The sequence below is a fragment of the Chryseobacterium mulctrae genome (assembly GCF_006175945.1).
In the GTDB taxonomy this organism is placed as follows: Bacteria; Bacteroidota; Bacteroidia; order Flavobacteriales; family Weeksellaceae; genus Chryseobacterium; species Chryseobacterium mulctrae.
Window position 1 is genome coordinate 4,031,660 of the sequence record NZ_VAJL01000001.1, and the last position, 12,148, is coordinate 4,043,807.

Annotated in this window: 9 protein-coding genes; 3 read left to right on the top strand and 6 right to left on the bottom strand. The window is 32.0% G+C overall.

Annotation, left to right across the window (positions count from 1 at the left end; all coding sequences use genetic code 11):
• Positions 1-95: 95 nt before the first annotated feature.
• Positions 96-740, top strand: coding sequence for a monofunctional biosynthetic peptidoglycan transglycosylase (mtgA, locus tag FDY99_RS18710; RefSeq protein WP_123887391.1), 645 nt, complete (start codon positions 96-98; stop codon positions 738-740).
• 13 nt (positions 741-753) lie between these two features.
• Positions 754-2,787, top strand: coding sequence for a recombinase (locus FDY99_RS18715; protein ID WP_139423246.1), 2,034 nt, complete (start codon positions 754-756; stop codon positions 2,785-2,787).
• Here the strand turns inward: FDY99_RS18715 and FDY99_RS18720 are convergent.
• The 6 genes from FDY99_RS18720 to FDY99_RS18745 are packed head-to-tail and all read right to left on the bottom strand — an operon-like array spanning position 2,765 to position 6,135.
• Positions 2,765-3,061, bottom strand: coding sequence for a hypothetical protein (locus tag FDY99_RS18720; protein WP_139423247.1), 297 nt, complete (start codon positions 3,059-3,061; stop codon positions 2,765-2,767). The two genes, FDY99_RS18715 and FDY99_RS18720, sit on opposite strands and share 23 nt — an antisense overlap.
• The gene (locus FDY99_RS18725; RefSeq protein WP_139423248.1) at positions 3,061-3,651 is read right to left on the bottom strand and encodes a hypothetical protein; all 591 of its coding nucleotides are present in this window, start codon (positions 3,649-3,651) and stop codon (positions 3,061-3,063) included. Before FDY99_RS18725 ends, FDY99_RS18720 begins: the two co-directional genes overlap by 1 nt.
• Positions 3,648-4,751 (bottom strand): DNA replication/repair protein RecF, encoded by a 1,104-nt coding sequence (gene recF, locus FDY99_RS18730; protein ID WP_139423249.1) that lies wholly within the window; start codon positions 4,749-4,751, stop codon positions 3,648-3,650. Before recF ends, FDY99_RS18725 begins: the two co-directional genes overlap by 4 nt.
• The gene (locus FDY99_RS18735) at positions 4,748-5,056 is read right to left on the bottom strand and encodes a type II toxin-antitoxin system RelE/ParE family toxin (protein ID WP_139423250.1); all 309 of its coding nucleotides are present in this window, start codon (positions 5,054-5,056) and stop codon (positions 4,748-4,750) included. Before FDY99_RS18735 ends, recF begins: the two co-directional genes overlap by 4 nt.
• Entirely contained in the window at positions 5,044-5,358 is a 315-nt protein-coding gene (locus FDY99_RS18740; RefSeq protein ID WP_139423251.1) for a hypothetical protein, read from the bottom strand. The genes FDY99_RS18735 and FDY99_RS18740 overlap by 13 nt, the downstream gene beginning before the upstream one ends.
• 12 nt (positions 5,359-5,370) lie before the next feature.
• The gene (locus FDY99_RS18745) at positions 5,371-6,135 is read right to left on the bottom strand and encodes a UbiA prenyltransferase family protein (RefSeq protein ID WP_185148742.1); all 765 of its coding nucleotides are present in this window, start codon (positions 6,133-6,135) and stop codon (positions 5,371-5,373) included.
• Positions 6,136-6,153: 18 nt separating this feature from the next.
• On the opposite strand from FDY99_RS18745, the gene FDY99_RS18750 reads away from it, so the two are divergent.
• Entirely contained in the window at positions 6,154-12,108 is a 5,955-nt protein-coding gene (locus FDY99_RS18750) for an alpha-2-macroglobulin family protein (protein ID WP_139423252.1), read from the top strand.
• The last annotated feature ends 40 nt before the right edge of the window (positions 12,109-12,148 follow it).

Genomic DNA, 12,148 nt, shown 5'->3' on the forward strand with positions numbered 1-12,148 from the left:
TAAAACACTGAAATTCAAACTATCAACAAACAACTAAAAACTATCAACTACTTAACTCGCAGTATTTTTATATTTTTGCGTCAAGTTTTTAGCTTATGTGGAAAAAAATAAAACAATTTATTTTTATTGTTCTGATTCTGAATGTAGTTTTCATTGTTTGGGGAAGATTTTTCAATCCACCCATTACGATTACACAGATCGGTGGTCTTTTTGAATACGGAAAATTGCACCGTGACTATATTTCTTACGATGAAATGGGAGCTAATGTAAAAAAAGCGGTCATTGCTTCAGAAGATCAGAAGTTTTTTAATCACAATGGTTTCGATTATACAGCAATCGAAAAAGCCATGAAAAATAATGAAAAAGGCAAAAAACTGAGAGGCGGAAGTACAATCTCTCAGCAAACCGCTAAAAATATTTTCCTTTGGCAAGGCAGAAGTTGGGTAAGAAAAGGGCTTGAAGCTGTTTATACTTTCATTATTGAAAAAGTTTGGTCTAAAGATATTATCCTTGAAAGATACCTGAATTCTATTGAAATGGGACAGGGCGTTTTCGGTGTGGAAGCTGCTGCGCAGTACTATTTTGGGAAACCTTCCAAAGATCTTAATACTTCGGAAGCAGCATGGATTGCCGCTGTTTTACCCAACCCTAAAAAATACGATCCTAAAAATCCATCCGCTTATTTAAGGAAGAAACACAACTGGATTATGAGACAAATGAGGAATGTAAGTTTGAAATAGTATCTTTGCACTAATGAAACTGTTGAGTTCAAGTACAAAAAATTTCGAATCTGTCCTTAAAAAGTATTTTTCTTTTAAGAATGAGACTGTTTCGTTGGAGCCTTTAGCTGAGTTTTTAGAGGCAATAAAAAAGACGGATTTTAAGAACGTTCTTAATTTTTTAAAATCAAACCCAAACTCTGCAGTTCATTTCAAACATTATATTTACAACGTTTTTGAAGAAAGACCTTTCAATCTTTCTTTAACGGAAGCCAATATTCTTTCAGAAAATGCCTTCTTCCCCGAACTCAAAAAAAGAATCTTAAATAAGGTTTTACCACCCGTAGAAAACGAAAAAACAGTTTGGTATCTTATTGATAATGTTAGTTTCAGACCAAAAGACGATCTTGAATATTTACATAATATTCCTGAAGATGAGGTGAATGAGTTTCTGAATATTTTAGGGATTTCAGATTTCATTGAGAAACCAAATGTAAAAAGAGAACTGATATTTTCAATGAATATCCTTTCGTGGCGCGTTACCGGGATGGCTCTTGAAGTTGATGTGGTAAGAATGGCTCCTGAATACAGGAATTTCGATAATCCATTTTTGGCATTGCAGAATGAACTTGAAGCTTTGGCGGAAGAATTTAAAATCAATCCTGAAATTCAGCTTCATTCAAAAGACAGCCGTTATAAGCAGATTAAAATTTATGCGGAACAATGTCAGGATTTCGTTAATATAGCCTTTAAAAACTCTTCTAAATACGGTATTTCAGGGAAAATTAATCAATCTCTGCTTAAGATTCGTCAACAGACCCAGAGAATTTCTGAGATTGTCAATTTATTAATTATCGATCAGTCTGAAGATGTTGTTATTAAGTCTAAACAGTTGATTTTTAATATTCTAAGCTATAAATCTCACAAGAATAATATTTCAGATCTTATCAACGACAGTACGCGTTTGATTTCACACTTGATTACCAATCATACTGCAGAAACCGGAAGTCATTACATCACGTCAAGCCGCAAACAGTACATGAAAATGTTCTACAAAGCAAGCGGTGGAGGGATTATCGTTGGTGCATTATGCGTTTTAAAAATGCTGTACGGTTTTATGCCCGGAAGCGATTTTTTCCATGCGTTTTTGTATTCATTAAACTATGCAATGGGATTTGTGATGATTTATCTGATGGGCTTTACTTTGGCAACAAAACAACCTGCAATGACCGCTGCAACGATGACCAAAGTTTTGTCTGAACAGGAAAGTACCAAAAATAATTATACCGAATTTGCTGATTTGGTTTCAAAATTATTCCGAAGTCAGTTTATTGCTTTTGTAGGAAATGTACTTCTTTCTTTCCCGATTGCATTGCTGATTATTTATGGTTTGGATGTTTTCTTTTCGCAAAATTTGGCGGTGGAAAAGTCAGATAAATTGTTGAAAGATCTTGATCCTTTTGAATCTAAAGCTATTTTACACGCTTGTATTGCAGGTTTTTATCTTTTTATTTCAGGAATTATTTCAGGTAATATTGGGAATAACTCGGTGTTTTATCAGATTCCGGATCGAATTGCCAAAAACCTTCCAATTAGAAGGATGTTTGGAGTTCGTTTTGCGAAAAGTCTTTCGAAATATTATGCTAAAAACTGGGCAGGAATTATTTCTAATTTCTGGTTTGGAGTTTTTCTTGGGGCAACAGCACCGGTCGGCTTATTTTTCGGTCTCGATTTAGATATTCGTCACATCACTTTTGCTGCCGGAAACTTCGCAATTGGTTTGTACGGAAAAGATTTCATTGTAGGTTCATCAGTTTTTTGGACATCATTTATCACCGTTTTTATCATTGGATTCTTCAATTTCCTGGTAAGCTTCAGTTTGTCGATGTTCTTGGCATTCCGTTCAAGAAAAATGAATTTTGGTGAAGTAAGAGAGATTTATAGAGCAATTTACAGATACTTCTTAAGAAATCCTTTGAAATTTTTTATTCCGCTTCGTTCAAGCTTTGATATGAAATCTGATCAGTTAGTGCAAAGTTCAATGCCTACAAAATCTGAAGATCGATAAATTTTTCTTCCCCAAATTTATCCTGAAACTTTTTCAGATAAAAGTTTTTCCTCATTTTAAAATCATTTTTCAATAAAGGTGAATTGATTCTAATCTGAATAATTTTATCGTCTAAATTAACGCTTACAATTTCCTGAAAAAGACTTTCATCAAGATAATCTTCCAGAAAATCTTTAATATCAAAAGCAATCAGCTTATCTTCAAAACCATGAATTCTCGCAAAAGATTTTACAAGCTCAGAAGATTGAAATTCTCGTTTTTTATTTTTTTTCATCAGTATTTTCGATTATGTTGAGTTTCTAAGCCGTTTTCTTTAAATAATTGCTCTAATCTAGAATAAAAATTATTACACATGTCATTAATTTCTAATGATTGGTTTGAGTTGAAATCAATTCTGTGACATTCAAAACAAATCTCTAATATTTCAAAAACTTTATTGTTTTCGTCATAAAACAAAATAGCGTTTCTAGGAAAAAAACATTTACTAATTTCACGTATATCATTTTTAAATTTACCACAAGTGTTGTAGAGCAATTCTGATAATTCGAAAGTTTCCTTGAAATTCAAAGTTTTACACTGATTAATCCCCTCCATATTTTCATTACCTAAAATGTTTCTTAATTTGATTGGAAATGTTTGATTGGCAATTATATTTTTTATTATTGTAGAATCGCCATCTTTTCCAACTGGTGGTAATGGAGTTGGGAATTCACTTACAAAATCAATATTGTAAGATATGATTTTTACTTTGCTTGTTTTACTGAATGGGTAAATGTTCAGTAGTTCGTTTGTGGAAAATTTCTTTTGACCAAACGAGAATGAAAGAAATAATAAAAATATTATTAATGAAAAATATTTCTTCATATCTCAAAAATTATGCTCTCTTCATTAATCTTTTTCACAACATTTTCGGTACGTTCTCTGTGCGTATCTGTAATGAAAATCTGCCCGAAATTTTCTTGATTTACCAATTTTATCAACTGAGCAACTCTTGTATCATCAAGCTTATCAAAAATATCATCAAGTAAAAGTATTGGTGTTTTATTCGTTAGTTCTTTTATCAGACTCATTTGAGCTAGTTTTAATGAAATTAAAAACGATTTCTGCTGTCCTTGTGAACCTATTTTTTTAATTAAAACAGAATCCATTTCAAAAAGTAAATCATCTTTGTGAATTCCTTTTGAAGTGTAAGTAAGCATTCTGTCTCTTTCTAAACTTTCAATTAAAAGTTCACGAAATTTTCTGTCAGGCTGAGTGGCGTCGAAGCCTTCCAATAAATGAGATTCATAAATAACAGAAACACTTTCTCTCCCGCCAGAAATAATTTGATAGAAATTCTGAACAATAGGATTCAGTTTTGCGACAAATTCTCTTCTTTTTTCAAAGATTTTAGTGCCGGATTTTGTGATCGGATCATCATAAATCTCCAATGAATCTTTATCCCAAACTCTGTTTTTTGCAAAATATTTTAATAAAGCATTTCGTTGCTGAATCGTTTTCTGATACTGAATCAGATCATAAAGATATCCAGAATCGGTCTGAGAAATCATAGAATCTAAAAATTTCCTGCGACTTTCCCCAGAATCTGAAATAAGGTTTGAATCGTACGGAGAAATCATCACACTTGGCAAATAACCAATATGATCGGCTATTCTATCGTAGCTTTTATCATTCTTTTTAATAACTTTTTTTGCTTCTCTCGGTTGAGATATTTTTAAAGTATCCTCACTCTCTTCATTCTGAATTTCAGCATCTAGGGTGAAAAAATCTTCATCTTTTTTGATGTTGTTGATATCGGTATTTCCCAAGAAACTTTTTCCTACAGAAAGATAATGCAGTGCATCGAGAATATTGGTTTTCCCAACGCCGTTATTTCCTACAAAGCAGTTGATTTGCGGGGAAAATTCAAACTTTTTTTCAGAATGATTTTTAAAATTGTAAAGGGTAAGTTTGTTGATGATCATAATCCTAAAATGCTTTCAAGTTTTTCAGGATTTTGATGGTTTTCCCAAAATGCGACGATGAAAACGGTATCTTTTTCTATATTATATACTAAACTGTAATTTTTGAAGACTAATGTTCGAATATTCTCGCTGAATAATTTTTTACCTGTAAAAGGGTAGATTTTTAATTGATTAGTCTTGTCTTTAATGATATTTCTTAATTTTTTTGAATAGTTTATGCTTTTATTTCTGTTATTCCAATATTCAAAAATGTCATCTCTTTGTTGTTTTGCAAAATGTGACCATTCAATTTTTATTTTAGCCATTCTTCGTCCATTTTGTCCATTTCTTCTTCTGTGTAAACTCTGCCATTTTTTACATCATCCATTCCACGCTCAATCATTTTCATTACATGATCAGGTAAAATGATTTCTTCTTCTTTGAAATACTCCTCAACTTCTTCATCTGTCATCGGCTTTTCAGTGTTGTAAAAAGAGTGAGGTTCAGCAACTGATATATTAGAATTCTTGTTATTCCAAAACCTCCACAGACAGAAAATCTTTTCTCGGTCAGAACTTTTGCTGATAGCTCTGATTAATTTGTTCTGAATACTTTCAAAAGATTCCATTACTGCAAATTTTTAGTAAAGGTAAAACTTTTCCAACAGAATTAAAAACAAAAAAGGCAAACCGGAACAGCTTTCAACCCAAAAAGAAAAATACGAATCTTTATTAGAATTCTTCGAAAAAAAAACAAGAATATAAGTAAATACCGAGGCTAAAAAAAAGCTTACAGCAAACTGAGTTTTCAAATAAAAAATAGCTAAAATGCAAGCAATGAAAATAAAAATATAAGCAAGATATTTTGTGTTTTGAATACCAATTAATTTTGGAAATGTCTGAACCGTATCACTTTTCATATCGCGAATATCGAATGGCAAAACGAGTGCAGTCACAAAAAAGAAACTGATAAAAAATATAGGAAAATTAAACGCAGGTAAAGTAAGCCAACAATTGACCAATGCCCAAACTAAACCTACATAAAATACTTTGAGTAAAGGAATTTTCCGGATGTAAGTTTCAAGAAAAAAACTGTTGTATAATAATCCTAAAACCACAATCACAAACCATTTTACTAAACGTATTTCATTATGATTAAAAATAATTAAAGCCGCCGAAATAATTCCTGTGACGAAATTTAATAATAATATTTTATAAAAATATTTTGTTTTTTGGTATTTGGTGTACAGATATCCGCTGAAATAGGTGATGAATATCAAAAGAACTGAAGGGAAACGGAATGTGTTTTGCTCCATCATGAAAAATACTGCGAAAACTGTTCCCATTAAAGAGACATAAAGTTGGCTGTCGATGACAGATTTTTTCAGTACTTTTAAACAATTCATTTATCAAAAATAACACTTATGCAAAGATTTTCCAAGGTTTTGTTCCTTATCCTGTTTTTATCGTGTTTCTCTAATGCTTTCAGTCAGAAGTATTACGATACACAATGGAAAAAAATACAAACAAATTATGAAAAGGGAGCTTACAAATCAAATCTACCGGTTGTTTTGGAAATTCAAAAACAAGCTATGAAAGAAAATAATGCCTTACAGTTGATTCGCTCTCTGAAAGCAGAATTCAGCATTGTAAATCGAACCAATGACGACGAGAAAAATGATTCAGTATCAAAGTTTTTTGCTAAACTAAAAACTACAGAAAAGAACCTGAAAGGTGATGACCTTTTAGTGTACAAGGTTTTGTTATCGGGTTTTACGTTTGATTATTACAATGAGCATTCTTGGGAAATCAATGGCAGAACCAATATGAATTCTCAGGATGTTTCAGAAATTGAAACATGGAGCAAACTTGATTTTAAAAATTATTTAATCCAAAATTTTAAGGAGCTTGACTCAGAAAATCAGGTGATGAATAAACTATCTTTGGTAAAATACAAGGATATTTTTTCAAATACAGATTATATTGCTTATTTCCCTACTTTGAAGGATTGGTATTCTTTGAAAAAGGTCAATTTCTTATCGAATAATGAATTGTTTACAAAGAACGAACTGGCGGAAAACAGAGTTTTAATAAATACAATTTTTGATGAATTAATTGCTAAAAGTACAGGCAATTCTAAGCTTTATTTTCTACATCAGAAACTTTCTGAGAATTGTATTTTTAATTCTTGTAAAGATAAATTAGTACAGCTTCAGAATTTAATAAAAATGAATATTGAAGGTGATTACACAGTGCTTATTACAGAGGAAATAATAGATGAATTAATTAAAGGAAAAAAAGAAAAAGAAGCGCTTCAGCTTGTCAATTCTATCAAAAATCAATATCCGAAATCTCCTTTTATTGAAAACATTAAAAATAAGGAAAATCAGATCATTAATCCTTTTTTAAGCTTCAAATATGAAGAGCAGACTCAGCCGAATCTGCCGATTCATTTGGTTGCAGAGTTTAAGAATGTGAAAGAATTTTCTGTAAATATTTATGAAGTAAAAGATAATTTTTTGCCGTTGATGCAATTTGCGAGAAGCCCTTATGATAATGCTTACTCAAAAATAAAAAAATCGTTGGTAAGAAAAGAAGTTTTTCAGTTGAATGATCCTCAAGATTATCAGCTTCACAAAACTTCTGTTGAAATGAAAGCACTTCCTTCCGGAATTTATGTTGCCGAATATGAAGTTTCAGGTTCAAAACCAGAAGAAGGTAATAATCATAACTTTTATTTTTTAGTTTCAAGTCATAAAATTATTTATCAGAATATCAACGAAAGCAATACACTTTCTAATGAATTGAAATTAATCAGCTCAGAAAATGGGAAGCCAATCAATAATGAAAATCTTACATTTTATGAGTTTGTAGAAGGTAAAGCTTTAAATAAGGTTGTTGGTAAAACTGGTGAAAATGGAGTTTTTAAATTTCCGATGACGAATAGTAAAGATTATTACAGAGCGATTTTGATTCAACAGCCGAAAACCAATGACTTTCAGTTGATGCAAATTTATGGTAATAATAATCGGGAAATATACAATCCGAATAAACAAACCCGTACAAAAGCTCAAATTTTTACAGACAGAGCAATTTACAGACCCGGACAAACCGTATATTTTAAAGTAATCAATACAAAAATAGACAATGAAATAGAATCTGTTGCATCAAATTTAAAACAGAAAATAACTTTAAGAGATACCAATAATCAGGAAGTTACGGTACAGAATTTTACCACCAATGAATTTGGTTCTTATCACGGAAGTTTTATTTTGCCTAAAGGAAAACTGAACGGGAATTTTAGAATCATCACTGATGGAAATACGAGTGGTTACAGATATATAAAAGTTGAAGAATACAAACGTCCAAAATTTGAAGTGACTTTTGATCCTGTAAAAGATGAATATAAATACGGACAAACCATCGAACTGAAAGGTAAAGCAATGATGTTTTCTGGAGTGGCCTTGAGTAACACCAACGTCAACTACGAAATTAAAAAACAAAATATTCGTTGGAGATATTTTCCTTGGTATCCGAATGATAATGATAACGAAAACTCCATTCTTGGCGAAGTTAAAACTAATGAAAAAGGAGAGTTTACTATAAAATTAGACCTTAAAAAAGATGAAAAATTAGAAGAAATTCAGATTGATAATTACCAAATCAATGCTTCTGCGACTGATATCAATGGGGAAACTCAAACTGCAAATACCAATTTAAAAGTAGCTTCGGTTTCTCATTATATCAAAGCTGACAATATTAAAAATATTTTTGCGGATGAAAACCTAAACGTAAAAGTTGAAACCAAAAATTACAACGAACAAAATCTTAAAAAATCTTATCAGGTAAAGCTTTCAAAACTGGAAACTCCGAATAGGATTTTCAGAAACAATTTCAAAACAGAAGTTCAGAATCTGCCGAAATTTTCAAAAGAAGAGTTTATCAGCAAATTTCCACATGATTTGTATGATAAAAATGATGAAATAAAAAACTGGAAAGTTGAAAAAGTTCTTATCAAAAAAATTCAAGAGCCATCAACCGAAAACCAACAACTGACAACTCAAGTAGACCTTGGAAAACTGGAAGCTGGAGATTACCAATTAGAATTGTATAATATTGAAGGGAAAGACACAATAAAATCTACTCAAAATTTCAGTGTTTGGGATAAAAAATCTTTAAAGCCAACACAGAAAACTTTCTTAACGGTTTTAGAACCAAAAGATGAGGTTTCGAGAGGGGAAAAAGCAAAAATTTATGTATATTCATCAATTCCAAATGCTTTGGTGAATGTTTTCCTGCAAAATGGTTTAGGAAAAACAGTTACCGAAGTTCATCAGTTCAAAAACGGTGTGCTTGAATATGAAACTGAAATTCCGAATGATAAAAATGTAACGGGTTTAAATATTCAGTTTCAGTTGGCTTCATTTAATGATATTCAGACCGAAACGGTTGATTTAAAAATTAAAGATACAGAGCAGCCATTGAAAATAGAAACGGTAACATTCAGAGATAAAATAGAACCTAATTCTAAAGAAAAATGGACGGTGAAAGTTTCTGGTAACGACAAAGAAAAGATCAATGCTGAGATTTTAGCCAATATGTATGATATGTCTTTGGACCAGTTTTCTGTGAATACTTTTAACTGGCAAGAATTGTATAGACCTTATTCATTTACGTCTTCTTATGCAATCAATACGGGGCTTGAAGAAAAATATTTTCAGAGCAGAATGGAATATTTTGATAATAAAGTAGTAGATATTCCTCAGTTTAACTGGTTTGATGGAAACATTTACTTTGTAGATTACAGTAGACAACTGGAAACCACAACAGGAGTTGTTAATCAGGAAGGTGTAAAAGCTGCTGCATATACTCCGCCACCGCCGCCACCAACTGCAGGTGCAAAAGCAAGTATGGCTAAAAGAGAAATAATGGCAGAAGACAAGATTATGGTGATTCAAAATGTTGTTCCTGAACCATTAAAAGCTCCAAGAATTGATGCAGATGGTGTCTCAGATAAAAATGAAGAGACTTTAGAAAATGTTCAGGTTCGTCAAAACTTAAACGAAACTGCATTCTTCTATCCGGATTTAAAAACTGATGCAGAAGGAAATGTTAACTTTGAATTCACGTCGCCCGAAGCTCTTACAAAATGGAAATTGATGTTCCTGGCTCATACAAAAAACGCAAGAGCAACAACTTTGGAAAAAGAAGTAGTGACGCAGAAAGAGTTTTCTGTTACCCCAAATTACCCAAGATTTTTGAGAGAAGGGGATGAATTGAATCTTCAGTCAAAACTATCAAATTTAACAAACAAAAAATTGAATGGTTCTGCGCAACTGCAGATTTTGGATGCGTTTACCAACGAAGATATTTCAGAGAAATTTGGGTTAAGTACTTTGACGGCAGTTTCCGGTTATAATAAGGAACAGGCTTTTTCAGTAAATGAAAACGGAAACTCTGCACTAACCTGGAAAATAAAAGTACCGAATAACGTTTCATCAATCATTTTAAAAATAGTAGCAAAAGCAGGACAATATTCTGATGGTGAACAAAAAGCAATTCCGGTTTTACCAAACAGAATGTTGGTGACCGATGCAATTCCGATTTTTGTAAAAGAAGGTGAAACAAAAACTTTTGTTTTAGATAATCTTAAAAATACAAACTCAACAACGATCTCTAATGTTTCGAATACTTTAGAATTGACGACCAATCCGATTTGGGAAATTATGTTTGCACTTCCAAGTCTGAAAAATGACCAAAATAGTTCGGCAGATGTAGTCTTTAATAAATGGTTTGCCGATGTTTTGGCTTCAGAGATTTTTAAAGCCAACCCGAAACTGAAAACTGTTTTTGAAGAATATCAAAGCAAAGGTTTATTAACTTCAAATCTTGAAAAAAATCAGGAGCTGAAACAATTGTTGCTTGAAGAAACTCCTTGGGTTTTGGAAAGTAAAAACGAAGAGGAGCAGATGGCAAAATTAGCATTGCTTTTTGATGCTAATACAATGAAAAATTCTATCAACCAAGATTGGGATGATTTTAAAAAGCTGCAAAATCCGGATGGTGGTTTTTCTTGGTATCAAGGTTATCCGAGTTCGTACGGAACGTCTCTTTATATTCTGAAAAATTTAGGAAAAATAAACGCTTGGTTAAAAGAGAATGTGAAAGACTATCAATCTTCCGAACAGAAAGAATTGGTGGCAAAACTGATTGGTTATGTTGACAATGAAATCAATAAATATACTGATGTTAAAAAAGAAAATGTAATCAATAACTGGACTTTAGATTATCTAGACACCCGAAATTATTGGGAAAAACAATATCCTTTAAAAGGAAAAGGAGCAACGCTGAAATCTTTGGTAAAGCAAAAAGCTAAAACAACAAAAATTACCGATTTCACATTCTTCGGACTGCATCGTACAGCTTTATTAATGAGTGATTATGGCTTAAAAGATGTTTCAGATAAATTATTAAATTACTTAAAAGAAACTTCAGTAGATTCTAAAACTCAAGGTGTTTATTGGAAACAAAACCTTGATGATTGGGGGTGGTTCAGCTCGAAAATAGTGAATCATGCAGGAGCTTTGGAAGCTTTCAATAAATTGAAACCAAACGACCAAAAATTCATTGAAGACATGAAGATTTGGTTGATTACTCAGAAAGAAGTCAATTCTTGGGGAAGCTCACGAGGAACTTCAGAAGTAATTTTTACGATTTTAAATTCAGGGAAATCTTGGACTTCTGCGGAAAGCGATAAAGCAACAATCATTTGGGGCGGAAAAGAACTGAAACCGGAAACTCAGGCGACAGGTTATGTGAAATCTGCTGTAAAAACAGATGTTTTAGACAAAAATCTTGCAACAGTTACAGTAACAAAACCAGGCGCAGGAATTGTTCAGGGAGGTTTATTCTGGCAATATTATGAAGATTTAGATAAAATAAAATCTTCCGAAAATTATATTTCTGTTGTAAAAGAACTGTACAAAAAAGTAAAAACAGTAAACGGTGAAGAATTACAGAAAATCTCTCCCGAAACTCCGCTGAAAGTAGGCGATAAAGTAACGGTAAGAATGATTTTAAATACAGACCGCGCCATGGAATTTATTCACATCAAAGATATGCGTGCGGCAGGATTTGAACCGTTGAATGTGCTTTCCGGTTATCAATGGAAAAATAGTTTGGGATATTATCAATCAACAAAAGATGCGTCTACAAACTTCTATATTCAGTATATGCCGAAAGGAAAATATGTTTTTGAATATGATTATGTAGCCAATGTATCAGGAAAGTTCTCAAACGGAATTACAACAATTCAAAACTATTATGCACCGCAGATGAATTCACATACAAAAGGTTCGAATGTGGTAATTATGGAATAGTTTTTGAGTATAAGGAAATTGTAAATTTTAAATCAAACAA

Coding starts and splice junctions, on each gene's coding strand:
- FDY99_RS18725 (WP_139423248.1), bottom strand. CDS start 3,651: ATGAAGAAATATTTTTCATTAATAATATTTTTATTATTTCTTTCATTC.
- FDY99_RS18745 (WP_185148742.1), bottom strand. CDS start 6,135: ATGAATTGTTTAAAAGTACTGAAAAAATCTGTCATCGACAGCCAACTT.
- FDY99_RS18750 (WP_139423252.1), top strand. CDS start 6,154: ATGCAAAGATTTTCCAAGGTTTTGTTCCTTATCCTGTTTTTATCGTGT.
- mtgA (WP_123887391.1), top strand. CDS start 96: ATGTGGAAAAAAATAAAACAATTTATTTTTATTGTTCTGATTCTGAAT.
- FDY99_RS18715 (WP_139423246.1), top strand. CDS start 754: ATGAAACTGTTGAGTTCAAGTACAAAAAATTTCGAATCTGTCCTTAAA.
- FDY99_RS18735 (WP_139423250.1), bottom strand. CDS start 5,056: ATGGCTAAAATAAAAATTGAATGGTCACATTTTGCAAAACAACAAAGA.
- FDY99_RS18720 (WP_139423247.1), bottom strand. CDS start 3,061: ATGAAAAAAAATAAAAAACGAGAATTTCAATCTTCTGAGCTTGTAAAA.
- recF (WP_139423249.1), bottom strand. CDS start 4,751: ATGATCATCAACAAACTTACCCTTTACAATTTTAAAAATCATTCTGAA.
- FDY99_RS18740 (WP_139423251.1), bottom strand. CDS start 5,358: ATGGAATCTTTTGAAAGTATTCAGAACAAATTAATCAGAGCTATCAGC.